Source organism: Pseudonocardia sp. Ae717_Ps2, from assembly GCF_001932475.1.
Lineage (GTDB): Bacteria > Actinomycetota > Actinomycetes > Mycobacteriales > Pseudonocardiaceae > Pseudonocardia.
In genome coordinates this window covers 4,500,348-4,527,152 of record NZ_MCIS01000001.1, presented here as the reverse complement: position 1 = coordinate 4,527,152, position 26,805 = coordinate 4,500,348, and the positions used below count along the sequence as shown (strand labels likewise).

The following is a 26,805-nucleotide window of genomic DNA, read 5'->3' as shown; positions in this document are numbered from 1 at the left end:
TTGCGCATGACTGTCGGGGGGCGCGGCTAACCTGCGCCTCGTGAGTTCCCAGTCCGACGCCCAGCAGGCCCGCGAGCGCCACGCGCAGCTGGCGGCCGAGGTGGCCGACCACCAGTTCCGCTACTACGTGCTGGACGCCCCGGTCGTCTCCGACGGCCAGTTCGACGAGCTGTGGCACGAGCTGCTCGCGCTGGAGGAGGCCCACCCCGAGCTGGTCACGCCGGACTCGCCGAGCCAGCGCGTCGGCGGGACCTTCTCCACCGACTTCACCTCCTACGACCATCTCGAGCGGATGTTGTCGCTGGACAACGCCTTCTCGCCCGAGGACCTGCGCACCTGGCACGAGCGGGTGACGAAGGAGGTCGGCGGGGACCTGCACTACCTGTGCGAGCTCAAGATCGACGGGCTCGCGGTCAACCTGCTCTACGAGGGCGGGCGGCTCACCCGGGCCCTGACCCGCGGCGACGGGCGCACCGGCGAGGACATCACGCTCAACATGCGCACCCTCGCCGAGGTGCCCGAGCGGCTGACCGGCACCGACGAGTTCCCGGTGCCGGCGCTCGTCGAGGTCCGTGGCGAGGTCTACTTCCGGCTGGAGGACTTCGAGCGGCTCAACGCCTCGCTGGTCGAGGCGGGCAAGGAGCCGTTCGCGAACCCGCGCAACACCGCGGCCGGCTCCCTGCGCCAGAAGGACCCGCGGGTCACCGGCTCGCGCAACCTGCGGCTGATCTGCCACGGATTGGGCAAGCGGGAGGGGTTCACCCCCGACACCCAGTCCCACGCCTACGACGCACTGGTCGCCTGGGGCCTGCCGGTCTCCCCGCGCACCAGGGTGCTCCAGGGGATCGAGAAGGTGATCGAGTACGTCGAGTACTGGGGTGAGCACCGGCACGACGTCGAGCACGAGATCGACGGCGTCGTCGTGAAGGTCGACGAGGTGGCGCTGCAGCGCAGGCTCGGCGCGACCTCCCGGTTCCCGCGCTGGGCGATCGCCTACAAGTACCCGCCGGAGCAGGCCACCACCCGGCTGCTCGACATCCGGGTCAACGTCGGGCGGACCGGCCGGGTCACCCCGTTCGCGGTGATGGAGCCGGTGAAGGTCGCCGGGTCCACGGTCGAGATGGCGACCCTGCACAACGCCGACGAGGTGCGTCGCAAGGGCGTGCTGATCGGTGACCGGGTGGTCATCCGCAAGGCGGGCGACGTCATCCCCGAGGTGCTGGGGCCGGTCACCGACGTGCGCGACGGCTCCGAGCGCGAGTTCGTCATGCCGACGCACTGCCCCGAGTGCGGCACCGCGCTCGTGCAGCAGAAGTCGGGCGACGTCGACCGGCGCTGCCCGAACGCCCGTTCCTGCCCGGCGCAGCTGCGGGAGCGGCTGTTCCACGTCGCGGGCCGGGGCGCGTTCGACATCGAGGGGCTCGGCTACGAGGCCGCGGTGGCGCTGCTGACCTCGGGCGTGCTGACCGACGAGGGCGACGTCTTCTCCCTCACCGAGGCCGACCTGCTGCGGACCGAGCTGTTCCGCAACCAGAAGGGCGAGCTGACGGTCAACGGCCGCAAGCTGCTGAGGAATTTGGAGGCGGCCAAGGACCGGCCGCTGTGGCGGGTGCTGGTGGGGCTGTCGATCCGGCACGTCGGGCCGACCGCCGCGCAGGCGCTGGCCCGCGAGTTCGGGTCGATGGAGGCCCTCGAACGCGCCGCGGCACAGGCGAAGGCGGACACCGAGGCCGCCGGGGTCGCGATCGTCTCCGACGGGACGGCGGGGGAGGACGACGCCGCGGCCGAGGCCGCCGCGTCGACGCCCGAGGGTGCCGCGGCCGAGGCGACCGGCGACGTCGAGGCCGCCGAGGCGGAGGCGGCGGTTGCCGCAGGCGAGGCGGAGGCGGCACCCGGCGACGGGTCTGCCGGTGATGGGTCTGCCGGCGACGGGGCGCCAGACGACGGGGCGCCCGGTGAAGGGGCGCCCGGCGACGGGGCCGCCGACGCCGCGGCCGTGGAGGCCGCGAAGCAGGAGCGGGCCGCGGCGCGTGCCCGGGCGAAGGCCGTCGCGGAGGCGCTCGCGCCGATCGCCGGGGTCGACGGCGTCGGCCCGACCATCGCCGCGGCGGTGCGGGACTGGTTCTCCGTCGACTGGCACCGCGAGGTCGTGCAGAGGTGGCGGGCCGCGGGCGTCGCGATGGAGGACGAGGTCGACGACTCGGTGCCCCGCTTCCTGGAGGGCCTCTCGATCGTCATCACCGGCTCGATGGAGAACTGGTCCCGCGACGAGGCCAAGGAGGCGATCATGGCCCGCGGCGGGCGGGCGGCCGGGTCGGTGTCGAAGAAGACGGCCTTCGTCGTCGCGGGGGAGGCGCCCGGCTCGAAGTACGACAAGGCCGTCGAGCTCGGGGTGCCGGTGCTGGACGAGGCCGGGTTCGAGGTCCTGCTCGACCGCGGCCCCGACGCGGCGCGGGAGCAGGCCGCCGACGCCTGACGGCCCGGAGTCCGGTCCGCCGCGTGACCGGGGAATCCGCCCGGCGGCCGGACCTGCAGCACGCCGACGGTGAGCGACCACTCACCGGGCGTGTCGGGCGTCCGGCGCGGCCCGGCGTCCGGACGCCGACGTCGCCCGGACGCGTCCGCGCCCGGACGCCGGGCCGCGGACGATCACCGCCTACCCTCGGTCGCACGCCGGGGTCGTCCCGGCGGGAGGACGACCACTCGGATCGGGGAACACACGGTGTTGCAGGCGGCGCTCAACGGCTCACGACCGGCGGACGCGCACCCGGCGTTGCCGACCCTGGCCCGCCACCTCGCCCGTGACGCCCGGGCCGTCGCCCGGCTCGGCGTCACCTCGGTGCACGTGCACCCGCGCGACGACAGCGGCGCCGAGACGATCGAGCCCGCCGTGGTCGGCGACGTCGTGTCGCTGATCCGCCAGGAGGCCCCTGGCATCGAGATCGGCGTCCCGACCGGTCGCTGGATCCAGCCCGACCCCAAGGACCGCGTCGAGACCGTCCTGTCCTGGGGCCGGCTCGGCTCCGGCAAGCCCGACGTGTGCGGCGTCAATGTGCACGAGCTCGGCTGGACCGAGATCTGCCACGCCGCGTGGTCGGTCGGCATCGCCGTCGAGCTCGGTGTCTGGACCAGCGGTGACGCCGTCACCCTCCGCCAGAACGGGCTGCCCCCGGGCACCCGCCGGGTGATCGCGGAGTCGACGGTGATCGACCCGGAGACCGCCGTCGCCGAGGGCATCCGGATCCTGCGCGCGCTCGGCCAGCCCCCCGTTCCCGTGCTGCTGCACGGCGAGGAGGAGGGCGCCTGGCCGGTGCTGGAGTACGCGACCCGGGTCAACATCGACACCCGGATCGGCTTCGAGGACGTACTGGTGCGCCCCGACGGCTGGCTCGCGACCGGCAACGACGACCTCGTCCGCACCGCCCTGTCGATCCGGGTCTGACCTGGATCCGCCGCACCCGCGCCCCGGCGACCCGGGTGGACCGGGGCGGGCGGCGGGGGTCAGGCCTTCAGCACCGTCGCGACGATCCCCGCGAGGTGCGCCAGCCGCGCCAGCTCCGACGGCCGGAACACCGGGCCACCCGGCCGTCCGACCACCAGCGTCTTCGGCGGTTCCCCGGTCCCGAACGGCGCGGCGGCCAGCTCGGTGTCCATCGCCCGCCACGGCTCGGGCACCCAGTGGCTGTCGTCGAGGGCGATCGCCCGGTCCAGCGGCAGCCAGGGCAGGTCCCCGGACCGGGTCTCGGGCGCCGCGGCGCTCTCCGCGATCCGGAAGGAACGACCGTTCTCGCTGACCGCGACCAGCGCCCAGCCGGCGCGGAACAGCCGCGGCACCTCGCCGGCGAGCAGGTCGAGCCCGTGCGCGTGGTCGCCGGCGATCTCGTCGAGCAGCTCCAGCTCGCGGTGGGTGTCCAGCTGCCCGGTGTGCGGGCGCACCGACTCCACCGACACCCCGGGCACCGACTCGGCCGCGGTGATGAGCACGTCCGGCGGCCGGTTGGTCGGCAGCTCCACGGCGATGTCGTCGACCGCCTGTCCGTCGCCGCGCTCCACGACGTCGACGCTGAGGATGTCCGCCCCCGCCCCGCCGAGGGCGGAGGCGACGGCCCCGAGATTGCCGGGCTTGTCCGGGAGGACGACCCGGAGCAGGAACGACACGGAGTGGATCCTCTCCCTCGACAGCGAGCGCCTCATCGGCACGCGTGTGCACCGCACCGGAGTGGCGGGGGGCGGTTCCGGGCGGGAACGATGATCCTGCCACCCTCGGGGCCGTCGGTCACCCGCCACCCGCATCATGGTGTGCGTACCTGGTCACCGGGGGGCGATCGGCCGGTGGACCGGCGGGAATAGACTCGCCCGATGGACCGGCGCGCGCGGGAGCGGCCGGGTCGTGTCGGCAGCCGGACCGGCGGTCGCACCGTCGTCGCCGCACCGTCGTCGCGACCGTCCACCCGCCGTCGTCATCATCGGACACCATCCCAGAGGAGGGGCATGACCGCCGATTCCGCGGAGCGGACGGGCGGGGTCATCACCCGGGACGAGGTCGCACACCTCGCCCGGCTGGCCCGCCTGGCCGTCACCGACTCCGAGCTGGACACCTTCGCGTCGCAGCTCGACGTGATCATCGGGTCGGTGGCCCGGGTCGGAGAGGTCGCCGCCGACGACATCCCGCCGACCTCGCACGCCGTCCCGCTGGAGAACGTCTTCCGCCCGGACGAGCGCCGCCCCGGCCTGAGCCAGGAGCAGGCGCTCGCCGGCGCCCCGGCCGCCGAGGACGGGCGCTTCCGCGTCCCGCGGATCCTGGGGGAGGAGCAGTGAGCGACCTGATCCGCCTCACCGCGGCCGAGCTCGCGGAGAAGATCCACTCCCGCGAGGTCTCCGCCGTCGAGGTCGCCCAGGCCCACCTCGACCGGATCGCCGCCGTCGACGGTGAGGTGCACGCGTTCCTGCACGTCGGCGCCGAGGCCGCGGTGGCCGCCGCCGCGCTGGTCGACGAGCGGATCGCCGCGGGCGAGGTCCCGGAGTCCCCGCTGGCCGGGGTGCCGCTGGCGCTCAAGGACGTGTTCACCACCTCGGACATGCCCACCACCTGCGGCTCGCGGATCCTCGACGGCTGGCAGCCGCCCTACGACGCGACGGTCACCACGCGCCTGCGCGCCGCCGGGATCACGATCCTCGGCAAGACCAACATGGACGAGTTCGCGATGGGCTCCTCCACCGAGCACTCGGCGTACGGCGTCACCCGCAACCCGTGGGACACCACCCGGGTGCCGGGCGGCTCCGGCGGCGGGTCGGCGGCGTCGCTGGCCGCGTTCGAGGCGCCGTTGGCGATCGGCACCGACACCGGCGGCTCGATCCGCCAGCCCGCCGCGTTCACCGGCACCGTCGGCGTCAAGCCCACCTACGGCCAGGTGTCCCGCTACGGGCTGGTCGCCTGCGCGTCGTCGCTGGACCAGGGTGGGCCGTGCGCGCGCACCGTGCTGGACGCGGCGCTGCTGCACGAGGTCATCGCCGGCCACGACCCGCTCGACTCGACCTCGATCGACTGGCCGGTCCCGGCCGTCGTCGAGGCGGCACGCCAGGGCGCGACCGGGGACCTGTCCGGGCTGAAGGTCGGCGTCGTGCGCGAGCTGGGCGGCGAGGGCTACCAGCCCGGCGTCCGCTCGGCGTTCGACGCCTCGCTGCGCCGGCTGGAGAAGCTGGGTGCCGAGATCGTCGAGGTCGCCTGCCCGCACTTCGAGTACGGGATGGCCGCGTACTACCTGATCCTCCCCAGTGAGGTGTCGTCGAACCTCGCCCGGTTCGACGCCATGCGCTACGGCCTGCGCGCCTCCGAGGGCCGCTCCGCCGAGGAGGTCATGGCCAACACCCGCGAGCAGGGCTTCGGGCCCGAGGTCAAGCGGCGGATCATGCTCGGCACCTACGCGCTGTCCAGCGGCTACTACGACGCCTACTACGGCCAGGCGCAGAAGGTCCGCACGCTCATCAGCCGGGACTTCGCCGCGGCGTTCGCCCAGGCCGACGTGCTCGTGTCGCCGACGGCGCCGACCGTGCCGTTCCCGATCGGGGACAAGGTCGACGACCCGCTGGCCATGTACCTGAACGACCTGGCCACCATCCCGACGAACCTGGCCGGGGTGGCCGGCATGTCGGTGCCCAACGGGATCTCCGAGGGGCTCCCGACCGGCCTGCAGATCATGGCCCCCGCGCTCGGCGAGGCCGTCATGTACCGCGTCGGGGCGGCGTTCGAGGCCGCCCGCGACGCCGACGAGGGCGGTCCGCTGATCGCCCGCGTCCCGGACGTTGCTGAGGTGAGGGCATGACCGCGGCCGTGGAGCTGGTCGACTTCGACGATGTCGTCGCCCGGTACGACCCCGTCCTGGGCATCGAGGTGCACGTCGAGCTGTCGACGAACACCAAGATGTTCTGCGGCTGCCCGACGGAGTTCGGGGCCGAGCCCAACACCCAGGTCTGCCCGGTCTGCCTGGGGCTGCCCGGCGCGCTGCCGGTGGTCAACCGGGCCGCGGTGGAGTCGGCGATCCGGATCGGCCTGGCGCTGAACTGCTCGATCGCGCCGTGGGGCCGGTTCGCCCGGAAGAACTACTTCTATCCGGACATGCCGAAGAACTTCCAGACCTCCCAGTACGACGAGCCGATCGCCACGGGCGGGTTCCTGGACCTGACCCTCGACGACGGCGAGGTCGTCCGGATCGGCATCGAGCGCGCGCACATGGAAGAGGACACCGGCAAGTCGCTGCACGTCGGCGGCTCCGACGGTCGCATCCACGGCGCCGACCACTCGCTGCTGGACTACAACCGGGCAGGCGTCCCGCTGATCGAGATCGTCACGACGATGATCCCGGACACCGGGGCCCGTGCCCCGGAGGTGGCCCGCGCCTACGTCACCGCGCTGCGCGACCTGATCCGGTCCCTGGGCGTCTCCGACGTCCGGATGGACCAGGGCTCGATGCGTGCCGACGTGAACCTCTCGCTGTCGCCGAAGGGCGGCCCGCTGGGCACCCGCACCGAGACGAAGAACGTCAACTCGCTGCGGTCGGTCGAGCGCGCGGTCCGGCACGAGATGAGCCGGCAGGCCGGCGTGCTCGACGCGGGCGGGGAGATCGTCCAGGAGACCCGGCACTTCGACGAGGCGACCGGCCACACCCGCGCCGGGCGACGCAAGGAGACCTCGGAGGACTACCGGTACTTCCCGGAGCCCGACCTGGTCCCGATCGCCCCGTCCGCCGAGTGGGTCGAGGAGCTGCGCGGCACCCTGCCCGAGCTGCCGTGGGAGCGCCGCAAGCGCATCCAGAGCGACTGGGGCATCTCCGACGAGGAGCTGCGCGACCTGGTCAACGGCGGGGCGCTGGAGCTGGTCGAGGCCACCGTCGCGGCCGGTGCGCCGTCGCAGGAGGCCCGCTCGTGGTGGGTGTCCTACCTGGCCCAGCAGGCCAACACCCGCTCGGTCGAGCTCGCCGAGCTCGCGATCACCCCGGCACAGGTCGCCCGGGTGATCGAGCTGGTCGCGGCGGGGGAGCTGACCAACAAGCTCGCCCGCCAGGTCGTCGACGGCGTGCTCGACGGCGAGGGCGGCCCGGACGAGGTCGTCGCCGCCCGCGGGCTGAAGGTCGTCTCCGACGAGGGCGCGCTGGTCGCCGCCGTCGACGCGGCGCTGGCCGAGCAGCCCGACGTCGCGGAGAAGATCCGCGGTGGCAAGGTCCAGGCGGCCGGGGCCATCGTCGGCGCGGTCATGAAGGCGACGAAGGGCCAGGCCGACGCCAAGCGGGTCCGCGAGCTGATCGTCGAGCGGGTCGGGGCCTGACCGGAGTGGCACGCGTGACGGGCCCCGGTCCGGTCGGAGCAACCGACCGGACCGGGGCCCGTTCCTCGTCCGCGACACGCGACCGCCAAGTGAGGCGAGGCTAAGCTCACCGGAGATCCCACGCCTCCGGAGGGCCCGTGTCCACTGCACTGCTCGAGCGCCCCGTCGTCGAGAACGCCACCCGCCGCCAACTGCTCGCCGCCGTCGGCGCCACCGGCCTGCTCGCCGCCTGCGGTCGCCCGTCGGCGCCCGTCGGCGCGGCCCCGGCGGGCGCGACCCGCAGCGTCACCACCTCGCTCGGCACCTACGACGTCCCGGTCGCGCCGGTGTCGGTGCTGGCCGTCGACTCGCGGGTCGACCTGGAGACCGCCGTCGCGCTCGGCCTGCCGGTGTCGGCGACCAGCCTGCGTCCCCCGGCCGCGTGGGTCCCGGCCCCGCCGGGGCTGCCGGTCCTGAAGGGTCCGATCGTCGACGAGGAGGTCCTCGCGCTGCGCCCGGACCTGATCGTCTGCTCCGCCGAGAACGACGGTGAGTACTGGCCGACCGCCCGGCTGCAGCGGATCGCGCCGGTCGTCCCGACCTCGTTCGACGTGCCGTGGCGCACCGACCTGACCACGATCGCCACCCAGCTCGACCGGCGCGACGCACTGGACCGGGTGCTGGCCGAGTACGACGCGGTCGCCGCCGGGGTCCGGGAGCGCCGCCGCGGGGCGCTGGCGACCAGGCGGATCGTCGTCGCCCAGTGGCGGCCCGAGGCGGGCACGTTCGTGGTGAACACGGCGGGCAGGCTGCAGCAGCAGGTGCTGACCGACCTGGGCGGCTCGCTGGCCGGGGAGGAACGCGCCTACGCCGCGGACCAGGAGGTGCCGCTGGAGGAGATGAGCCGGTTCCGCGACGCCGACGGATTCTACCTGCAGAACACCGGCACCGAACGGGCGCTCGCGACGATGCGTGACGTCCCGGTGTGGCGCGAGCTCCCCGCGGTGCGGGCCGGGAAGGTCGTCGAGACCACGGGCAACGTCAACTACGGCAGCGTCTACAGCGCGATGCAGGTCGCCCGCGACCTGGACGCGCTGTACGCGCTGCTCGGCTGAGCGTCCGGGGCGCTCGGCCGGAGACGGGCCCGCGCCGAGCCGGTGTCAGATCGCGCTGGCCCCGCCGCCGGTCGGCGGCTGGATGCGGACCACCCGGTCATCGGTGCTGCCGGGGGCGCCGCCGTCGCGGTTCACGGTGCCCAGCCAGAGCAGGCCGTCCGGGGCGAGGGTGACCGGGCCGATGCGGCCGTAGGTGTCCTCCAGCACCGGCTTCGGGTCACCGGTGAAGGTGCCCTCGGGACCCGGGTTGAGCACGAACAGCGCCTTCCCGGTGCTCTGGGCGACGACGACCGCGCCCGGCAGCACCGTGCACCCCGCGACTCCGGGACGGTCCGGCCAGGTCCACGCCGGCGCACCGAGCGCGCCCGGGGCGACGCGGTACAGGACGTCGCGCCCGGCCGTCCGGTCGGTGACCCAGGTGGTCCGTGCCGCCGGGTCGACGCACACCCCGCCCGGTGCGGTGAGCCCGCGGGCCAGGACCGGCGAGGCGCGGTCGGGGTTGCCCGGGGCCGGCCGGCCCAGGGTGTCGATCCGCAGCACCGCCCCGGCGAGCGGACCCGCCCCGGCGGGCGTGGCGACCAACAGCGAGGAGCCGTCGGCGTCGACGGCCAGCGCCCCTCCCGGGGGCAGCCCCGCCAGCACCGGCTTCGGCGCCTCACCGGGTGCGATCCGCCAGACCCGGCCCTCGGACAGGGCGTAGAGCAGGCGGTCCTCGGCGTAGCCGGGGGAGAGGACCAGCCCGGTCAGCCCACCCGCCGGATCGACCGGCACCGTCGCGACCGGCCGCGGCGTGGCGTTGCGGCGGACCTCCAGCACCCGTCCGGTCCGCCGCTCGGCGACGAGTGCGTGGTCGCCCTGCGGGAGCACCGCCACCGCCCCGACCGGCCCCAGGCACGCGGCCACGACCTGGGGGTCCGGGTCGACGCACGGCTGCGGGGCCGCCGCGGGCCCCTGCTGCTGCGGCGACGGCGGCCGGCCCGACGGCGGTGCCTGCTCCTCCGGGGCGATCCGGGGCGGCCCGCCCAGCTCGCCGGCGCCCTCGGCCTGGGGTCGCCAGTCGCGCGTGCCCGCGTCGGGGAAGGTGGCGCAACCGGCCAGCAGCACGACGAGCGTCGCGACGATCAGCAGCAGCCGGGCGGTCACGAGGAGCCAGGCTAGGCCCCGCGAGGTGAGTGCCCGGTGAGTACGGTCGGACGCCATGAGCAGTCCCGTGACCGTCCTCGTGCCGCACGCCGCCGGAGCCGAGATCCTGTCCGAGGTGGACGGGCTGGAGCCGGTCGTCTACGACCCGGAGAAGCCGCTGCCGGACGAGGCGGGGCGGGCCCGGGTCCTGGTCGCCCCGTTCCTGGCGACCTCCGAGGCCGTCGCGATGACCGAGCAGATGCCGCACCTGGAGCTGGTGCAGCTGCTCACCGCCGGGGCCGAGGCGTGGATCGGACGGCTGCCCGACGGTGTCGCGCTCTCCGACGGCCGTGGCGCGCACGGCGGCGCGACCGCCGAGTGGGTCGTGTCGGTGCTGCTCGCCGTCTACCGCCACCTCGACCGGTTCGTGCGGGCCCAGGACCGCGGTGAGTGGGACTACCACCAGACCGAGGAGCTGGCCGGCAAGAAGATCCTCATCGTGGGCGCGGGCGACGTGGGGCAGAAGACCCGGGCCCGTCTGGAGCCCTTCGAGGTGGAGACCGCGATGGTCGGTCGCACCGCCCGCGACGGCGTCCACGGCTGGGACGAGCTGCCCGCCCTGCTCCCGCGGTACGACGCGACCGTGCTGATCGTCCCGCTCACCGACGAGACCCGCGGCATGGTCGACGCCGACTTCCTGGCCGCCATGCCCGACGGGGCGCTCCTGGTCAACGGCGCCCGCGGACCGGTGGTGGACACCGACGCGCTCCTCGCCGAGCTCACCTCGGGCCGCATCCGGGCCGCCGTCGACGTCACCGACCCCGAGCCGCTGCCGCCGGGGCACCCGCTCTGGTCGGCACCCGGGCTCCTGCTGACGCCGCACGTCGGGGGGACCGTGCCGATGGCGATGCGCCGGGCCTACTACTGCAACGGCAGTTGATCAGCTCGGGGGTCGTTCGCCGCGTCGGCGGTAGTGGCAGTCGCGGGCCTGTTGTTGGCGTTCACGGCGCCAGGTCGACCAGTGCATGACGTGGTCGATGCAGGTGAGCGGGGTGAAGGCGAGCGCGGCGAGGAGACGGCGGATCTCGTTGCCCGACAGCTGAATCAATGCGCGCCGGCTGGCTGAGGATCCCCCTTTTCGGCCTCGCGTGCGTGTTCGGCGGCGCGGGTGACGGCGAGGTAGGCCGCGGTGAGCATGGCCAGGGTGATGTGGGCGTGCCAGGCTCGGTAGGAGCGGACTTGGTAGTGGTCGAGGCCGGCCTCGTTCTTCGCGGTCTGGAAGCATTCCTCAATCGCCCACCGCGCCCCGGCGACTCGAACGAGGTCGCGCAGCGGCGTGTTCGCCGGGGCGGCGCAGCGGTAGAACGCCAGCTCACGGATGGTCTTGCCCTCTGCGGGCTCGGTCTGGCGGCGCACCAGCAGCCAGTGCCCCCAACCCGCCGGGAGGCCGTCGATGGCCAGCGCAACCGCGGTCCAGTCATAGACCCGCATCCCGTGCGCGCCCGGCCCGATCGCGCGGCGCTCCCACCCGTCGTGCCCGGTGTCGAGATCACGCGCCCCGGCGATCGTGGCCAGGGCCTTGGCCGGGCGACGATTCCCGTCCGGGCTGGTGAGCATGTCGTCATTGCGGGTGGCCAACACGAACGGGATCTCCCGCTCGGTGAGCCAGTCGCGAAAGCCCGGGTTCTGCCCGTAGACCTCGTCCGCGGTCACCCACGACCCGGACGTGAGTGCCCCAGCGGCGTACGTGCGGGCCAGCATCGCCGTCCCCAGCTGCGGTTTCGTGGCGAACTCGACGTCATCGGGGACATCCGCGCGCTCGCAGCGTTCGCGGTCCTCGGTCCACGAGGTCGGCAGGTAGAGCTCCCGGTCGATCAACGCCCGCCCCCGCTTCGAGGCGTAGGCCAGGAACACACCGAGCTGACAGTTGTCGATCTTCCCGCTGGTGCCGGTGTACTGGCGCTGCACCCCGGCCGAACACAGGCCCTTCTTGATGAACCCGGTCTCGTCCACGATGAACACCCCCGACGCGGTGTCGGTGAGATGTTGCAGGACGTAGCCGCGCAGGTCGTCGCGGACCCCGTCGACGTCCCAGTCCGCGGTGCGCAGCAGCCGCTGCATCCCGTCCGGCGACATCGCCCCGGCGTGTTCGGCGAGGGTCCAGCCGTTCTTCCGCTCGAGCCCCGCGAGCAGGCCTCGCAGGTAGGTTCCGACCCGCCGGCGCGGCTCGACCCTGCGGAAACGGCCAGAGATCAGCTCCACCACCGCATCCAACGAGGCCACCCACCCGGCAAGATCAACCACGCGGTGATCATCACCGCCGAACGGCCGTCAGCCTCTCACCACACGCCGAACTGCCGTTGCAGTACTACGGCGTCGCGGCCGAGCAGCTGGCGGCGTTCGTCCGGGGCGAGGAGCCTCCGAACCTGGTGACCGGGGCGTACTGAGCGGAGTCGTTCCTGCCCCGAGGGCGGTGTCGGCGGCTGCGGAGAACGCGGTCGCAGAGTCTGGTGAAAACCCCGGAGTTCGGGTGTTAAGCGATGTCCGGCCGGCGCCGCAAGCGCTTGCCCGACCTATGACGTAATCGTACGTTCGGGCCGCGTTCACCGGCTGACACGGCACCGATCGTGCCTGTGCCGCTCTCGGGGAGGTTCTGCCTGATGATCCGGACCGCTCGCCCGCAATGCTCGACGAGGAATTGTCGGAGACCTGCCCTGTGCCGGGCACAGTGAGCCGGGCGCTGTCGCTCACCGACGGCGACACCGCCCGGGACGACGCGGTGGCCCGCGGCCTCGTCCGCTCCGCGCTCGCCGAGCGTCGTCCGGACACCGGCTCCCGGTTCGACGAGATGACCCGCTACGCGCTGCTCGCGCCGGGCAAGCTCCTGCGACCGCTCATGCTGCTCACCGCGGCGGAGGCCGTCGGCGGCCGGCGCGAGGACGTGCTCCCCGCCGCCGCGGCGGTCGAGCACCTGCACGTCGCCTCACTGGTGCACGACGACATCATCGACGACGACGACCTGCGTCGCGGCCGGCCGTCGGTGCACGCCCGCTACGGCGTCCCGGACGCCATCGTGACCGGCGACGCGCTGCTGTTCGAGGTGTTCGCCGTCGTCGCCGAGTGTGCGGCCCCGCCGGAGGCCGTCGTCACGGCCGTCGCCGAGTTGGCCCGTGCCGGTAGCGACCTGTGCCGCGGACAGGTCCAGGAGTCCCAGCTCGTCGCGCCCGGACCCGGCCGACCGGGAAGCACACTGGACGACTACCTCGAGGTGGCCGCTCTCAAGACCGGAGCCCTGTTCCGGGGGGCGTGCCGGGCGGGCGCCGCGCTCGGCGGCGGGGACGCCGGGCAGGTCGACCTGCTCGGGGACTACGGCCACCACACCGGGGTCGCGTTCCAGCTGTTCGACGACCTGCTGCCCTACCTCGACGACGCCGTGGTCACGGGCAAGCCCGCGACCAGCGACGCCGCCAACCTGCGGCCCACCTGGCCGGTCCTGCTGGCACACCGCGACGGTGGACCCGCCGTGCGGCGGGCGGTGGAGACCGCCCTGTCCGGGGATCTCGGCCCGAGCGAGGCGCACGAGATGCTCCGCGCGGCGGTGACCGCGGACGACCTCTGGGACGCGGCGCGGTGCGGGGCGCGCGGCCACGCCGACCGGGCCGTGGCCCGCCTCGGTGAGCTCCCCGGTGCCGAGGCGGCACGCCGGCTCGCCGGGATCGCCGCGATCGCCGTCGACCGTGACCGCTGACGGGCGCACCCTGCGCGCCGACGCCCGTGCCGCACCGCGGCGGGGCGGGGGGACCTGGCAGGCGCACTGGGAGACCTGGCGGCCGTACACCACCTGGCACCCGGCGTTGCTGGGACTGGCCGGGGCGCTGGTGGCGGGCGGCAGCTCCCCGGGGCCGCTCGCCGTCGCGGTGCTGGCCCCGGTGCTCGGCTGGCTGGCCGGGCACTACCTCGGTGACTACTTCGACCGGGACCTGGACGCGATCGCCAAGCCGCACCGCCCGATCCCGTCCGGCAGGCTCACCCCCCGGGCCGCGCTGACCTGCGGGATCGCCTGCGTCGCCGGCTCGCTGGTGCTGACCACCGTGGTGAACTGGCGGACGCTGCCGGTGTTCGCCTGCGCGGTCGCCGGGATCATCACCTACAGCCGGCTGTTCAAGCAGCGGGGGCTGGCCGGCAACCTCAACCGCGGGGTGCTCTCCGCGCTCGCGATGGTCGTGGGGGCGATGGCCGTCGCGCCGTGGCCCCCCTGGGCGTTGCTGCCCGCCGCGCTGGGCTTCGCCCTGCACGACACCGCGTCCAACCTGATCGGGACGGTGCGCGACGTCGACGGCGACCGCGCGGGTGGCTACCGGTCGGTGCCGGTCCGGCACGGCACCGCGACGGCGGTCCGGACCGCGGCCGTGCTCTGGCTGTCGGCGATGGTCGCGGTCGGGGTGGGCGCCGTCGTCGCGGACCGGCCTGCCGCCCAGTTCGGTGGTCTGGCACTGGCGGTGCTCGTCGGTGGCTGTGCCTTCGTCGTGGTGCGCCCCGGCACGGTGACGCCCCGTCGTGCGCTGCGCTCGCACGAGGTGCTGGTCGCCGAACGAATGCTGCTCGCGGGCGCCGTCGTCGCGGGTGCCGCGGGGCCGCTCGTGGCCGGGGCGGTGGTGCTGCCCGCACTCGTCTCATCGCTGGTCATGCAGGCCCGGATGCGGGCCCGGCACGAGTTCCCGGCCGATGCCGGGGACGGAGAGGACACACCATGACACCGGCCCACGCCGGGACCGGCCGGCTCGCCGACGAGGTGGCGGAGGCGATCGCGGGAGGGGCCGAGGCGCTGCTGCGGTCGCGCCGCGACGACGGCGTGTTCGACTACGGCGCCGACAGCCTGCGGTCCACCCTCGCGACGGCGGGTGCGGTCACCGCGCTGCACTTCGCCGATCCCGGTGGGACCGCCGACCTGATCGCCGCCGGGGCCGCACGGCTGCGTCGCACCCAGACCGAGGACGGCGGCTGGGCGATGGTGCCCGGTCTGCCCGCGGAGCCGGGCCCGACCGCCGTGTCGGCCGCCGCGCTGCACCTCGTCGACCCGGCGGGGTCCGCCGAGCAGGTCGCGGCCGGGCGGCGGTGGATGGAGCGCTACGGCGGCCTCGCCGCGATCCCGCACCCGGAGGTCGTGCTCTGGTGCCGGCAGTTCTACGGGTTCGTCGGCTGGATCGCGCCGGCCGACATGCGGCGTTTCCCGCTGGAGCTGGCGTTGCTGCCCGGCCTGTACCGGCGGCTGTTCGACCTGCGGCTGCCGATGGCCTCGGCGCTGGGGCTCGCCCAGACCCGGCACCGCCGGATGACCCGGGTGCAGCGCACGCTGTCCCGGCTGGCCGAACCGAACGCGCTGCGCGTGATCCGCCAGACCTACGAGCACGAGGGATCCGCGGGATCCTGGTCGGAGGACGCCTGGGTGACCGGCCTGGTCTGCACCGGGCTGGCCCGCGCCGGCGTCGGCCAGGACATGGTGGACGCCGCCGTCGGCTGGCTGCGCCGGTCCATGCACCCGGACGGCTCGTGGGCCACGACCCCGCTGGACGCGGCCTGGACGATGTACGCGGTACGGGGCCTGGTCGAGGCCGGCTACGGCGACGACGAGCGCCTGGTCGCCTCCCGGGACGCACTGCTGGGCCTGCAACAGCACCGGCCCTTCCTCGCCTTCGGCTGCCCGCCCGGCTTCTGGGGCTGGACCGCAGGGCGCGGCTGGCCCGCGGTGCTGGAGACGGGCGAGATCGTGTCCGTGCTCAGCAGGCTCCCCGGCACCGTGCAGGGCGCCGCCGTCGCCGAGGGGGTCGGCTGGCTCACCGACCGGCAGGACTCCCGCGGCTCCTGGGGGCTGTGCGTGCGCAACACCAGGGTCGCGAACAGCGGCCCCTGCCCGACGACGACCGCGCAGGCGCTCGACGCCCTGCTCGACGCCGGGGTGCCGGCCGACGACCGGCGGGTCCGTCGCGCGCTGCGCTGGCTGGGCCGGGCCCAGCTGACCGGTGGTGGCTTCGAGTCGGTCTGGTACCGCGAGCACACGATGGGCACCGCCGCGGTGCTGGAGACCTTCGCCCGCTGCGGCCGCGGCGGGGACGGGCCCGCGGTCCGCGCCAGGGCCCTGCTGGAGCGCACCCGCAACCCCGACGGGTCCTGGGGCGACGGCCACGGCGCCCCGGGAACCGTGGAGGAGACCGGCTGGGCGGTCGCGGCACTGCTCGCCGCCGGTGCGGCCCCGGCGGAGGTGGAACCGGCCGTGCGGTGGCTGCTGGCGGCCCGCCTGCCGGACGGCGGCTGGCCGGCCGCGCCGGTGCACGAGTACGTCCGCCGGGTGAGCCGCTACGCCAACCCGGGGTTCACCCACGGGATGGCGCTGCGCGCGCTCGGCCGCTACCGGAAGGCCCTGACGTGAGCCACGGACACGACACCGACTACGACGCCGACTGCGACACCGATTACGACACCGAGTACGACGCGGTGGTGTGCGGCGCCGGGGTGGCCGGTCTGGCCGCGGCCTGCGCGCTGGGCAGGCTCGGGCACCGGGTCCTGGTGCTGGAGAAGCGCCCGGAGCCGCAGCAGGTCGCCAAGGGCGAGGTGCTGCAGCCGGGATCCCTCGGCATCCTGCGGGAGTGGGGCGTGGCGGACCGGCTGGAGGCGGCGGGTGCGCTGCGGCTGGAGCACCTGGTCGCCCGGGCCGCCGACGGGACGCCCCGGATGCGGCTGGACTACGGGCACCTGCCCACCCCGCAGCCCTGGCTGCTGGCCCACGACTACCCGACGATCCTGCGGGCGCTCGGCGACTCCCTGCCCCCTGGCGTCGAGGTGCGGCGCGGGGCGCTGGTCGAGGGACTGGTCCGGACCGGTGACCGGGTCACCGGCGTCCGGTGCGACGGCACCGCGGTCACGGCCGCGCTGGTCGTCGCCGCCGACGGCGTCTCCTCGCGGCTGCGGCGCGAGGCCGGGCTGACCGCGCCCCGTTCCGACTACCCGCACCGGCTCGCCGCCTTCGAGCTGGCGGGCACCGTCCCGCCGGACTTCTCCGCCTACGTGACCGACGGCGGGCTGCGGCTGCGGTACCCGCTCCCGGGGGGCCGGGTGCGGTTGTACGTCCAGGTCGCCGCGGACGAGCTGCGCGGGCTCGGGCCGGACGGGCTCCGCGCCTGGAGCGACCGGGTGCTGCGCGGCTGCCCCGGGCTCGACCCGGTGGCCGAGGCGTTCCGCGCGGGTGTCGCGGACCGTCAGGTGCTGCCGGTGTCCCGGGCACTCGCGCCGGCGCTGACGGTGCCGGGGCTGGCCCTGGTCGGGGAGAGCGGACACCTGGTGCACCCGATGGCGGCGCAGGGCATGAACAGCTCGATCGCCGACGCCCACACCCTGGCCGCGATGCTCCGGCAGGGCGGCTCGCTGCAGGCCGACGTCGTCGACCACGCGCTGCGCCGCTACGACACCGCACGCCGCCACGACCTGCACCACATCGGCCGGACCAGCCACAACGCCGCCCGGATGATCACCGGACGGTCCTGGATCGGGGACCGCGCGCTGACCGGGACCGGTGCCAACGACCGGATCCGGCACGAGGTCATGCACACCATGTCCGGACTCGGGATCCGGCGCCTGACCCCGGTGGACCGCCTGCACCAGATCGGGCTGCTCCCCGACCCGCGGGCCGCCCGGCTACCCGGCTGGGCCCGGACGGTCCGCGGGTCGGGTGCGGCGGCCCGATGACCCCACGGACCTCACGCCCTGGCGTACTCCAGCACGACCAGACCGTTCGCGCCGTCCCGGCGACCCCGGGCGACCAGACCGGCCTCGGCCGCGAGGACGTCGAAGGCCTCCGGTGCCCGCTCCCGGCCGCCCAGCAGGGTCAGCGACTGCAGGTCGAACGACGCGTTGTTCTTCGCGTGCTCCTCCCCGGCCAGCACCTCGACCACCAGCACCCGGCCGTCGGGCGCGACGGCCTCGGCGCAGCGGCGCAGGATCCGGACGGCGTCCTCGTCGGGCCAGTCGGTGAGCACCCGGGACACCAGCAGCACGTCGTAGCCGGTGGGCAGTGGCTCCAGGAAGCTGCCGCCGACGAAGCGGGCCCGCTCGCCCAGCCCGGCCCCGGACAGGAACTCCTCGGCCTCCGGGGCGACCTCCGGCAGGTCGAGCACGGCGCCGTGCAGGTGCGGGTGCGCGGACAGGACCGCGTGGAGCAGCGCCCCGGTGCCGCCGCCGACGTCGAGCACCGAGGAGACCGGCGCCCAGTCGTACCCGGCGGCGACCTCGGGACCGGTCTGCCAGGCGAAGCCGGCCATCGTCGCGCCGAAGAACAGGCGCAGCCGCTCGTCGGCGCGGTAGTCCGCCCAGAACTCTCGGCCGTGCACCGCGGGGTAGGCCGAGCGGCCGGTGCGGACCGCGTGCAGCATCCCGCCGTAGGCGAGGTCCATCCGCAGGCCCGGCCCGTCGGCGTCGAGCCAGGCACGCAGCAGTGCGTTGCGGTCGTCCAGCAACGCCTCGGAGACCGGGGTCAGCGCGTACCGGCCCGGCGCGGGCTCGGCGAACAGTCCGGCCGAGACGAGATGGCGGAGCAGCCGGACGAGCGCGTCGGGATCGGCACCGGAGGCCGCGGCGAGCTCACCGGCGTCGGTTCGACCGTCCCGGACCAGCTCCGGCAGCCGCAGGGCGACCGCGGTGCGCACCGCGAACGGGGTCGCCAGGTCGACGAGTGCGGCGAGAGCGGCGGTGCCGTCCTGCGTGGTCGGACTGGTCACGGAGTTCCTTTCGACGAACGGGAGGGGAAGTCGGTCCGCCACTGACGATGGCAGTTCGGAGCGGATTCCGACAAGGGTCCGTGACAATTCGACACAGCATTTCCCCGACCGATTCCGCCGGCGCGGTACGGCGGTCGAACAATGCGTACGGAAAGGTTTTCACATGGTTTCGCTCGACGTCCGTCCGGTTTCCGGAGCGCTGGGGGCCGAGGTGCGTGGGCTCGCGCTCGCCGACGTGGACGACGAGGTGTTCGCGCACCTGTACCGGCTCCTGCTCGACCACCTCGTGCTCTTCCTGCCCGACAACGCCGGTCTCGACCCGGCCGACCACGAGGCGTTCGGCAGGCGGCTGGGCCCACTGGAGGTCCACCCGTTCCTGCCGAAGCTGGACGGGCACGACGAGATCGTCCTCCTCGACTCCGACCAGGGGGCGAAGGCCGACGTCTGGCACACCGACGTCACGTTCTCCCAGACCCCGCCGATCGCGTCGGTGCTGCAGATCGTGCAGGGCCCCGAGGTCGGCGGCGACACCATGTGGAGCAACCAGTACCTCGCCTACGAGGCGCTGTCCGCCCCGCTGCGGGAGCTGCTCGACGGGCTCACCGTGCTGCACGTCTTCGAGCACCCGAACGGCTCCTACCGCAGCGAGGCCGAGCATCCGGTCGTCCGGGTGCACCCGGACACCGGGCGGCGCTCGCTGTACGTCAACCGGATGTTCACCCGGCGCATCCCGCAGCTGACCCCGGGGGAGAGCACCGCGCTGCTGGCCCACCTGTTCGACGTCTCCGAGAGCCCGCAGCGGGTCTGCCGCTACCGCTGGAGCGAGGGTGGGGTCGCGATCTGGGACAACCGGGCCACCCAGCACTACGCCGTCAACGACTACACCGGCCGCCGGGTCGGCCGCCGCGTCACCGTGCTCGGCGACCACCCGAAGGGCGAGCCGGCGCGCTGGCCGCACCACCAGGCCGCCGGGATGAGCGCGACGGCCGTCAAGGACTGACCGGCACGACCGGCACGAACCGACCGGCACCGCAGCAGGGGAGACCGCCATGAGCGAGACGACCACCACGAGCGCCGGGTCCGAGGAGTTCCTCGAGACCTACTGGCATGACCCGCACACCGCACTGGCCGGGGCCCGCCGGGACTGCCCGGTCCGCGAGGTCACCTTCGAGACCGGCCCGACCTGGCTGGTCACCCGCTACGCCGACGTCCGGGCGGGGCTGGCCGACGAGCGCCTCGCCAAGGACTGGCGGGCGTCGCTGCCGCCCGCCGAGCGCGCCGCGGCGCCGCCGGGGCTGCCCGCCCCGATGTCGCACATGCTGACCTCGCTCGACCCGCCGGAGCACACCCGGCTGCGCCGGCTGGTGACCCAGGCGTTCACCGCCCGGCGGATCGCGGCGCTGCGGCCGCGGGTCGAGAAGCTGGCCCACGACCTGCTCGACGCGCTCCCCGTCGACGAGCCGGTCGACCTGGTCGGCCGGTACGCGATCCCGCTGCCGATGGAGGTCATCTGCGAGCTGATCGGGGTCCCCGAGCTGGACCGCGAGGACTTCGCCCACTGGTCGACGGTGCTGATCGACGAGTGCCCCGAGCCGGAGCTGGTCCGGGCGTCGAACCAGATGGCCGACTACCTCGGCGGCCTGGTCGCCGCGCGTCGCCGCGACCCCGACGAGGCCCTGCTCTCCGGCCTGATCGCCGCCTCCGAGGACGGCGAGCAGCTCTCCGACATCGAGATCGTCGCGATGGCGATGCTGCTGCTCATGGCCGGGCACGAGACGACGGCGGTGTTCGTGACGAACAGTGTCCGGGTACTGCTGACCGAGCCGGACGCCCGGCGGCGGCTCGCCTCGCCGGAGACGGCCCCCGCGCTGGTCGAGGAGCTGCTGCGGTGGGCGTCGCCGGCGTTGAACGCCTCGCTGCGTTTCGCGACCGAGGACATGGAGATCGGTGGGACGGCGATCCCGCGCGGCGCGTCGGTGACCCTGTCCACCGGGGCCGCGAACCGTGACCCGAGCCGGTTCGACGACCCGACGCGGCTCGACCCCGACCGGGACACCGCCGGGCACGTCGCCTTCGGCCACGGCATCCACCGCTGCCTCGGTGCGGCGCTGGTGCGGCTGGAGGCCGACGTGGCGCTCACCGCGCTGTTCGGCCGGTTCCCGCAGCTGCGGGCCACCGCGGCGGAGGACGAGCTGACCTTCCGGCGCAGCGTGCACGTCCACGCCCCGCGGACCTTCCCTGTGCTGCTGGGCCCCACCCCCGACCAGGAACAGGAGCGACGAGCGTGACCCCCGTCGTCCACCAGCTGTCCTTCAACGAGAACCACTGGCCCGTCCTGCCCGGGGTGCGCGAGGCGCTGACCGGGTCGCTGGACACGATCGGCCACACACTCGACGCGTTGTCCGAGGGCCTCACCGCCGAGATCGCCCGGCGGCTCGGGGTGCCCGCGACCCGGGTCGTCGCGGGCGCGGGATCGGGCGCGCTGCTCCAGCAGTTCCTCGCCGCGCACTGCACCCCCGGCACGACGGTCGTGCACACCGCGCCGTCGTTCGCGATGTACCCGCTGCTGATCCGCAACACCGGCGCGACGGCCGTCGCCGTGCCGGACGGCCCCGACGGCAGCGACCTCGCCGGGGTGGCGAAGGCGGTCACCGACGACACCCGTGTCGTGGTGCTCTGCAACCCGGACAACCCCACCGGTGAGGTACTCGGCACCGCGGCGGTGCAGCAGCTGCTCGACGACCTGCCCCCGCACGTCCTGCTGCTCGTCGACGAGGCCTACCGCGAGTTCGCCGACCCGGACGCGGTCGCCGACGTGCTCGGCCTGGCCGCGCACGACGACCGGGTCGTGGTGGTCCGCACCTTCTCCAAGTCGCACGGGCTGCTGGGCCTGCGGGTGGGCTACCTCGTCGCCGCCGAGCGGGTCACCGCACCGATCCGGCCCAGCACGCCGTTCTACCGGGTGCCGACCCTCGGCCAGGCGGCCGCGCTGGCCGCCATGGACGCCGAGGAGCGGATGCGCGAGCAGTGCCGTGCGGTGGCCGCCGAACGCGACCGGGTCCGCGACGGACTGCTGGCGCTCGGCTTCGACGTGCCGCCCAGCGGCGGCAACTTCGTGTGGGTCCGCCTCGGCGGGCGCAGCCGGGCGTTCGTGGAGCGCCTCGCCGCCGCCGGGATCGCGGTCCGCGACCAGGACGGGCTCGGGGTGCGGGTCAGCACCGGCCTTCCCCCGGCGAACGACGCCGTCCTCGCCGCGGCCGCCGGCTTCGACCCCGCTCCGGGCGGAACCGCGCCGTGACCACCAGCCCGGGCACCCGGCAGGAGACCGCCGCACCGGCCCCTCGGACGTCGCGGCTGTTCATGCCGTTCTACCTCCTCGCGTTCGCCGGGCTGATGGCGACGACGGCCACCCCCGTGGCGGTGACGCTCGCCCTGCGCGCCCAGCAGCTCTACGGCGAGGAGAAGACCGCCGTCCTCGCCACCACCCTGGCGATCGGCACGGTGTTCGCCTCGGTCGCCCAGCCGCTGGGCGGCTGGCTCAGCGACCGCACCGTCTCCCGCTGGGGCCGTCGCCGGCCGTGGCTGGTGCTGGGCCTGCTGGGTGGGGTCGCGGGCCTGCTGGTGATCGCGCTGGTGCCGGAGCGCTGGGGGATGGTGCTCGGCTGGTCGATCGCGTCGCTGTTCCTCAACCTGGCGTTCTCGGCGCTGTTCGCGGTGCTCGCCGACCAGGTCCCGCCGGATCGGCGCGGCCGGGTCTCCGGCTGGATCGGGGTCGCCCTGCAGGCCGGGTTGAGCGCCGGGACCTGGGGCGCGGTCTGGCTGGGGAACCAGCCGGTCGCGCTGTTCCTCGGCCCGGCCGCGTTCGCGGTGCTGACGACCGCGGCGCTGCTCGTCGTGCTGCCCGACCGGTCGGCCGGACCCGGGACGCGCGCCCCGGCCGGGCGCGTCCCGTGGGGCGAGCGCCTCGCCCAGCTGGCGCGCTACCGCGACTTCGGGTTCGTCTGGGCGGGCCGGTTCCTGCTGCTCACCGGCTACTACATCTTCTTCAACTTCCAGCTCTACACCCTGACCGACCACCTGGGCGTGACCGTCGCGGTCGCGACCTCGGTGGTGGCGCTGAACAGCACGCTCAGCGCGGTGCTGAAGCTCGTGGTGGCCCCGCTGGCCGGCTGGCTGTCCGACCGGCTCGGCAGGCGCCGGGTGCTGGTGGGCTGCTCGGCGGCGCTGTTCGCGGTGTCGATGCTGCTGATCGCGCTGGCGCAGGACGTCACGACGTTCGTGCTGGGCGCCTCGGTCGGCTTCGTCGCCTACGGCGTCTTCCTGGCCGTGGACCTCGCGCTGGCGACCGAGGTGCTCCCGGAGGGCGACGCCCACGGCGGTTTCGGCCTGGGGCTGTACAACGTCGCCGGGACGGTCTCGCAGTCCCTCGCACCGGTGGTCGCGGTCTCGGTGCTGGCGGCTTCCGGCGACAGCTACCCGCTGCTGTACACGGTCGCGGCCGGGCTGGTGGCGGCGGCCGTCGTGACGGTGATGTTCGTCCGGTCGGTGCGCTGAGCGGGCCCGGCGCCACTCGGGGCCGCGCGGCGCCGGGGGAGACGACCGGTGTCCCGGTAGGGTCCGGCGCCATGAGCGGGCCCACGCAGCACTACGACTGGGGCAACATCTCCGGCGACGCACCGCCGGAGTCGACCCGGCCGGAGCGGCTCCCGGTGCCCGCGCACGTCTCCTCCGACATCGGGCTGCTCGTGCTGCGCCTGGTCGTCGGCGCCTCGTTCGCCGCGGCCGGTGCGCGGAAGCTCTTCGGCGTCGCGGGCGGCATCGGTCTCGACGCGAGCGCCGCCGCACTCGCCGACGCCGGGTTCGTCGCGTTCGCCGGGCCGCTGGCGTGGGTGCTCGCGGTCGGCCAGCTGGTGTCCGGCGTGCTGCTCGTACTGGGTCTGCTGACCCCGTTCGCCGCGGCGGGCCTGCTGGCCACGAAGATCGTCGCGGTGACGGTCGCGCTGGTGCCGGTGACCAGCGTGCCGCTGTTCGCCTCGGACGGCGCGAACTCCCTGGAGCTGGACCTGCTGCTCGGCGCCGGGGCCGCGGCGCTGGTGTTTGCCGGGGCCGGGCGGATCGCGCTCGACGCCGGACGCACCTACCAGCGCCGCCCGCTGCCGTGGGCGGTGCTGTCGCTGGTCGTCGGCGTCGCGGTGGCGCTGCTGGTCCTGTTCGTGCTGCGGCGGTGACCGTTCCCGACCAGGCCTGGCTGGGCCCGCTCGCCCGGCGCCGCCGGCGTACGGTCGCGGTCCGCGACCGGACCCCGCTGAGCGGCGGATACGGCTCCGGCGGTGCCGAACGGATCGACCTCGACGACGGCACCGCGGTCGTCCTCAAGCGGACCGGTGCGGTCGAGGCCGCCGCGCTGCGCGCCGTCGCGGTGGTCAACGGCCCCGTGCGGCTCCCGCGGCTGCTCGCCTCCGGCGACGGCTGGGTGCTGCTGGAGCACGTCGACGGGACCCCGCTGCCCGACGACGCCCCCGTCCCCGACGAGGTGTGGCGCACCCTCGCGCTGGTGCACGCGCACTGGCGGCGCAACCGCCCACGCGGCATCCCTGTCGTCGACGACGCCTGGTGGGCGGCCCGGTGCGGGCACGCCGCCGAGCGCCTGCGCACCGCCGGGCACGACGGGGCGGACCTCGTCGCGAGGTGGGCGGACGACGAGCGCGCCCGCACCGCGCTGCGCGTCCTGCCCCGCACCCTGTGCCACGGCGACGCCCACCGGGGGAACGTCCTCGTCGGCCCGTCCGGGGCGACGTTGCTGGACTGGGGCAACGCCCGCGTCGCGGCCGGGTCGCTCGACGTGGTGGTGCTCACCGCGCCGCCCGCCGACGGGCCCGCCGACGCACCGGCGGCGCCGGTCCCCGTGGTCTACCGGGACACGCTCCACGCCGCTCTGGGCGCACCGGACCCGCCCGCGATGGTCGCTGCCGAGACCGCGTGGGCGCGAGCCCAGGCCCACGTGCAGTACCTGTCGTTCGCCGCCGATCACCAGCCGGGCGACCGGGCCACCTCCATGGTCGCCGTGGTGACCGCGGCGCTGGACGAGTTCGGCGCGATCGTGGGTGGGTGACGTGGGCGGCCTGTGGTCGGACGTGCGGTCGGCGCGGGTGCCGGTGTGGCCGGACAGCGGCCGCCGGGTCTGGCCGCGATGGCCGTTCCTGCCGGCGGCACTGGGCGTGGCGGCCCTGGCCGTCCTCACCTTCCAGCAGCTCGACGACGTTCTGCTGCTCGCACGGGCGGTCTGTTTCGCGATCGCCCTGGTGGTGGCCCGCGACCGCCCGGGGTGGGCACTCGCGGCCACGGTGCTCCTGCAGCTTCCGTGGCCGGGACCCGGCGGTGCACCGCTCCCCTGGATGGTGGACACCCATCTCTCCCAGGCGGCGATCCTGCTCGTCGCGGCGTCGGCGCTGCGGCCGCGGAGCACCGCCGTCCTGGGAGGTCTGATGGCGCTCGCCGCGACGCTCCGGACGGTCGTCTCGCCGGACTCGGGGCAATGGACGGGCCCAGAGTGGTCGCTCGCCGTGCTGTGGGTCGTCTCGATGCTGCTGGCCGCTGCGGTGGGGATCCGGAGCCGGGACCGGTGGTCGGCACTCGTGGACGAGCAGCAGGAGCTCCGGACGCGGGCACTCCGGACGGAGCGGGACCGTATCGGGCGGGAGCTGCACGACGTCGTCGCCCACCACCTGTCGGTCCTGGCGGTGCGCTCGGCCAGCGCGACCCGACGCATCCCGGGCGTCCCCGACTCGGCCGCCGTCGAGTTCGACGAGCTCGCCGCCCTGTCCCGGTCCGCTCTCGCCGACATGCGTCGCCTGGTCGGGGTGCTGCGCGACGACGACCCGGACGACGATCCGCACCGGGCCGGGAACGCGCCCCAGCCCGGTCTCTCCGACCTGCCGGCCCTGGTCGAGGCCACCCGGGGAGCCGGCTGCCCGGTCACCCTCGACGTGGACGGCGGCGACCGCGTCCCCGACGTCGTCGCCGTCTCGGTGCACCGGATCGTGCAGGAGGCGTTGGCCAACGCCGTCCGGCACGCGACGGGCGCCGCGATCGATGTCCGGGTCACGGCCACGCCCGGCGGACCGGTGTGCATCGAGGTCACCAACGCCCGCCCGCCGGCACCGCCCGTGCCGGCACCGGGGGCGGGGACCGGGCTGCGTGCCATGGCCGAGCGTGCCCGTCTGCTCGGCGGGACGCTGGAGAGCGGCCCGACCGACGACGGCGGGTTCGTCGTCCGGGCCCGTCTGCCGTGGGGGACGACGTGATCGGTGTCGTGGTGGTGGACGACCAGGCCATGGTGCGTGCCGGCTTCGCGGCGTTGCTGGACGCGGAACCGGACATCACCGTCCTCGGCGAGGCGGCCGACGGACGGGAAGCGGTCGCCGTCGTCCGGGACCGCCGTCCCGACGTGGTTCTGATGGACGTCCGGATGCCGGTCCTCGACGGCATCGCGGCCACCCGGGAGCTGCTGGCGGACGCGCGTGGCCATCGCCCCCGTGTCGTCGTGTTGACGACCTTCGACGTCGACGACTACGTCTACGAGGCGCTCCGTTCCGGGGCGAGCGGGTTCCTGCTGAAGGACGCCCCGCCGGACGTGCTCGCCACCGCGGTGCGCACGGTCGCCGCAGGCGACGCACTGCTGGCGCCGTCGGTGACGCGCCGGATGATCGAGCGGTTCGCGGCCCACCGCCCGCCGTCACGCGCGGAGACCGCACGCCTGGCCGCACTCACCTCCCGTGAACGGGACGTGCTGCGGCTGATCGCCCGCGGCCTGTCGAACCGCGAGATCGCCGCCGACCTGGTCGTCGCGGAGGAGACGGTCAAGTCGCACGTCGGGAGGCTGTTCTCCAAGCTGCACCTGCGCGACCGGGCCCAGGCCGTCGTGGTCGCCTACGAGAGCGGACTGGTCGAACCGGGGCGCTGATCCCCCTGGAGAGCCGGACGGGGTTCCCGCCCCGGG

24 protein-coding genes are annotated in these 26,805 nt (G+C 74.7%); 19 read left to right on the top strand and 5 right to left on the bottom strand.

Translation table 11 applies throughout. The features are described from left to right. Window positions 1–31 precede the first annotated feature (31 nt). Entirely contained in the window at window positions 32–2,476 is a 2,445-nt protein-coding gene (gene ligA / locus Ae717Ps2_RS20825) for an NAD-dependent DNA ligase LigA (RefSeq protein WP_075310638.1), read from the top strand. 246 nt (window positions 2,477–2,722) lie between these two features. Beyond that, complete coding sequence (locus tag Ae717Ps2_RS20820; RefSeq protein ID WP_075333793.1) at window positions 2,723–3,442, top strand: 3-keto-5-aminohexanoate cleavage protein; 720 nt, start codon at window positions 2,723–2,725, stop codon at window positions 3,440–3,442. A 59-nt stretch (window positions 3,443–3,501) separates the two neighbouring features. Here Ae717Ps2_RS20820 and Ae717Ps2_RS20815 read toward each other — a convergent pair whose 3' ends face one another. Further along, window positions 3,502–4,158 carry an amino acid-binding protein gene (locus tag Ae717Ps2_RS20815; protein WP_075310640.1) on the bottom strand — a complete coding sequence of 219 codons (657 nt, stop codon included), beginning with the start codon at window positions 4,156–4,158 and terminating at the stop codon, window positions 3,502–3,504. 333 nt (window positions 4,159–4,491) lie between these two features. On the opposite strand from Ae717Ps2_RS20815, the gene gatC reads away from it, so the two are divergent. The 4 genes from gatC (at window position 4,492) to Ae717Ps2_RS20795 (ending at window position 8,916) form a co-directional block, all read left to right on the top strand. Then, entirely contained in the window at window positions 4,492–4,818 is a 327-nt protein-coding gene (gatC, locus tag Ae717Ps2_RS20810; protein ID WP_020622204.1) for an Asp-tRNA(Asn)/Glu-tRNA(Gln) amidotransferase subunit GatC, read from the top strand. Continuing rightward, window positions 4,815–6,323 carry an Asp-tRNA(Asn)/Glu-tRNA(Gln) amidotransferase subunit GatA gene (gene gatA, locus Ae717Ps2_RS20805; RefSeq protein WP_075333792.1) on the top strand — a complete coding sequence of 503 codons (1,509 nt, stop codon included), beginning with the start codon at window positions 4,815–4,817 and terminating at the stop codon, window positions 6,321–6,323. Before gatC ends, gatA begins: the two co-directional genes overlap by 4 nt. Then, window positions 6,320–7,822 (top strand): Asp-tRNA(Asn)/Glu-tRNA(Gln) amidotransferase subunit GatB, encoded by a 1,503-nt coding sequence (gene gatB, locus Ae717Ps2_RS20800; RefSeq protein WP_020622202.1) that lies wholly within the window; start codon window positions 6,320–6,322, stop codon window positions 7,820–7,822. The genes gatA and gatB overlap by 4 nt, the downstream gene beginning before the upstream one ends. A 137-nt stretch (window positions 7,823–7,959) precedes the next feature. Next, entirely contained in the window at window positions 7,960–8,916 is a 957-nt protein-coding gene (locus Ae717Ps2_RS20795; protein ID WP_075333791.1) for an ABC transporter substrate-binding protein, read from the top strand. Between the two features lie 45 nt (window positions 8,917–8,961). Here Ae717Ps2_RS20795 and Ae717Ps2_RS20790 read toward each other — a convergent pair whose 3' ends face one another. After that, the gene (locus Ae717Ps2_RS20790) at window positions 8,962–10,059 is read right to left on the bottom strand and encodes a sorbosone dehydrogenase family protein (RefSeq protein WP_233147642.1); all 1,098 of its coding nucleotides are present in this window, start codon (window positions 10,057–10,059) and stop codon (window positions 8,962–8,964) included. Window positions 10,060–10,114: 55 nt separating this feature from the next. Between Ae717Ps2_RS20790 and Ae717Ps2_RS20785 the strand changes: the two genes are divergently transcribed. Then, complete coding sequence (locus Ae717Ps2_RS20785; protein ID WP_075333790.1) at window positions 10,115–10,978, top strand: 2-hydroxyacid dehydrogenase; 864 nt, start codon at window positions 10,115–10,117, stop codon at window positions 10,976–10,978. Here the strand turns inward: Ae717Ps2_RS20785 and Ae717Ps2_RS38395 are convergent, their stop codons facing one another. Further along, window positions 10,979–11,146, bottom strand: coding sequence for a hypothetical protein (locus Ae717Ps2_RS38395; protein WP_170917006.1), 168 nt, complete (start codon window positions 11,144–11,146; stop codon window positions 10,979–10,981). Then, the gene (locus Ae717Ps2_RS20780) at window positions 11,143–12,342 is read right to left on the bottom strand and encodes an IS701 family transposase (RefSeq protein WP_075332982.1); all 1,200 of its coding nucleotides are present in this window, start codon (window positions 12,340–12,342) and stop codon (window positions 11,143–11,145) included. Before Ae717Ps2_RS20780 ends, Ae717Ps2_RS38395 begins: the two co-directional genes overlap by 4 nt. Before the next feature lie 412 nt (window positions 12,343–12,754). Here Ae717Ps2_RS20780 and Ae717Ps2_RS20775 point away from each other — a divergent pair, with 412 nt between their 5' ends. Genes Ae717Ps2_RS20775 through Ae717Ps2_RS20760 form a run of 4 tightly spaced genes read left to right on the top strand, consistent with a single transcriptional unit; the run spans window position 12,755 to window position 17,778 of the window. Then, the gene (locus Ae717Ps2_RS20775; RefSeq protein WP_233147641.1) at window positions 12,755–13,786 is read left to right on the top strand and encodes a polyprenyl synthetase family protein; all 1,032 of its coding nucleotides are present in this window, start codon (window positions 12,755–12,757) and stop codon (window positions 13,784–13,786) included. After that, window positions 13,776–14,792 carry a UbiA family prenyltransferase gene (locus Ae717Ps2_RS20770; protein ID WP_233147640.1) on the top strand — a complete coding sequence of 339 codons (1,017 nt, stop codon included), beginning with the start codon at window positions 13,776–13,778 and terminating at the stop codon, window positions 14,790–14,792. The genes Ae717Ps2_RS20775 and Ae717Ps2_RS20770 overlap by 11 nt, the downstream gene beginning before the upstream one ends. Continuing rightward, entirely contained in the window at window positions 14,789–16,465 is a 1,677-nt protein-coding gene (locus Ae717Ps2_RS20765) for a prenyltransferase/squalene oxidase repeat-containing protein (protein ID WP_075310650.1), read from the top strand. Before Ae717Ps2_RS20770 ends, Ae717Ps2_RS20765 begins: the two co-directional genes overlap by 4 nt. Beyond that, window positions 16,462–17,778, top strand: coding sequence for an NAD(P)/FAD-dependent oxidoreductase (locus Ae717Ps2_RS20760; RefSeq protein WP_083695213.1), 1,317 nt, complete (start codon window positions 16,462–16,464; stop codon window positions 17,776–17,778). Before Ae717Ps2_RS20765 ends, Ae717Ps2_RS20760 begins: the two co-directional genes overlap by 4 nt. An 11-nt stretch (window positions 17,779–17,789) precedes the next feature. Here the strand turns inward: Ae717Ps2_RS20760 and Ae717Ps2_RS20755 are convergent, their stop codons facing one another. Beyond that, window positions 17,790–18,806: a methyltransferase gene (locus tag Ae717Ps2_RS20755; RefSeq protein ID WP_075310652.1), complete on the bottom strand. Its 1,017-nt coding sequence runs from the start codon at window positions 18,804–18,806 to the stop codon at window positions 17,790–17,792. 163 nt (window positions 18,807–18,969) lie between these two features. Between Ae717Ps2_RS20755 and Ae717Ps2_RS20750 the strand changes: the two genes are divergently transcribed. The 8 genes from Ae717Ps2_RS20750 to Ae717Ps2_RS20715 all read left to right on the top strand — a co-directional run bounded on the left by Ae717Ps2_RS20750 (window position 18,970) and on the right by Ae717Ps2_RS20715 (window position 26,769). Beyond that, a complete protein-coding gene (locus tag Ae717Ps2_RS20750; protein ID WP_075333789.1) occupies window positions 18,970–19,806 on the top strand; it encodes a TauD/TfdA family dioxygenase in 837 nt (278 codons plus the stop codon). Between the two features lie 49 nt (window positions 19,807–19,855). Beyond that, window positions 19,856–21,094, top strand: coding sequence for a cytochrome P450 (locus tag Ae717Ps2_RS20745; protein ID WP_075310656.1), 1,239 nt, complete (start codon window positions 19,856–19,858; stop codon window positions 21,092–21,094). After that, the gene (locus Ae717Ps2_RS20740; RefSeq protein ID WP_139320106.1) at window positions 21,091–22,104 is read left to right on the top strand and encodes a histidinol-phosphate transaminase; all 1,014 of its coding nucleotides are present in this window, start codon (window positions 21,091–21,093) and stop codon (window positions 22,102–22,104) included. The genes Ae717Ps2_RS20745 and Ae717Ps2_RS20740 overlap by 4 nt, the downstream gene beginning before the upstream one ends. Beyond that, a complete protein-coding gene (locus Ae717Ps2_RS20735) occupies window positions 22,101–23,360 on the top strand; it encodes an MFS transporter (protein ID WP_075310658.1) in 1,260 nt (419 codons plus the stop codon). Before Ae717Ps2_RS20740 ends, Ae717Ps2_RS20735 begins: the two co-directional genes overlap by 4 nt. Before the next feature lie 71 nt (window positions 23,361–23,431). Next, entirely contained in the window at window positions 23,432–24,034 is a 603-nt protein-coding gene (locus Ae717Ps2_RS20730; RefSeq protein WP_075333788.1) for a DoxX family protein, read from the top strand. Further along, window positions 24,031–24,918 carry an aminoglycoside phosphotransferase family protein gene (locus tag Ae717Ps2_RS20725; protein WP_075310662.1) on the top strand — a complete coding sequence of 296 codons (888 nt, stop codon included), beginning with the start codon at window positions 24,031–24,033 and terminating at the stop codon, window positions 24,916–24,918. Before Ae717Ps2_RS20730 ends, Ae717Ps2_RS20725 begins: the two co-directional genes overlap by 4 nt. After that, window positions 24,911–26,110 (top strand): sensor histidine kinase, encoded by a 1,200-nt coding sequence (locus tag Ae717Ps2_RS20720; protein WP_075333787.1) that lies wholly within the window; start codon window positions 24,911–24,913, stop codon window positions 26,108–26,110. Before Ae717Ps2_RS20725 ends, Ae717Ps2_RS20720 begins: the two co-directional genes overlap by 8 nt. Next, window positions 26,107–26,769, top strand: a complete 663-nt coding sequence (locus Ae717Ps2_RS20715; RefSeq protein WP_139320104.1) for a response regulator transcription factor — start codon at window positions 26,107–26,109, stop codon at window positions 26,767–26,769. Before Ae717Ps2_RS20720 ends, Ae717Ps2_RS20715 begins: the two co-directional genes overlap by 4 nt. Window positions 26,770–26,805 lie beyond the last annotated feature (36 nt).

What these genes read in the sequence shown, in the direction of transcription:
- Ae717Ps2_RS20745 (WP_075310656.1), top strand. Translation starts at nt 19,856, where the DNA reads ATGAGCGAGACGACCACCACGAGCGCCGGGTCCGAGGAGTTCCTCGAG.
- gatC (WP_020622204.1), top strand. Translation starts at nt 4,492, where the DNA reads ATGACCGCCGATTCCGCGGAGCGGACGGGCGGGGTCATCACCCGGGAC.
- Ae717Ps2_RS20765 (WP_075310650.1), top strand. Translation starts at nt 14,789, where the DNA reads ATGACACCGGCCCACGCCGGGACCGGCCGGCTCGCCGACGAGGTGGCG.
- Ae717Ps2_RS20785 (WP_075333790.1), top strand. Translation starts at nt 10,115, where the DNA reads ATGAGCAGTCCCGTGACCGTCCTCGTGCCGCACGCCGCCGGAGCCGAG.
- Ae717Ps2_RS20750 (WP_075333789.1), top strand. Translation starts at nt 18,970, where the DNA reads ATGGTTTCGCTCGACGTCCGTCCGGTTTCCGGAGCGCTGGGGGCCGAG.
- gatB (WP_020622202.1), top strand. Translation starts at nt 6,320, where the DNA reads ATGACCGCGGCCGTGGAGCTGGTCGACTTCGACGATGTCGTCGCCCGG.
- Ae717Ps2_RS20730 (WP_075333788.1), top strand. Translation starts at nt 23,432, where the DNA reads ATGAGCGGGCCCACGCAGCACTACGACTGGGGCAACATCTCCGGCGAC.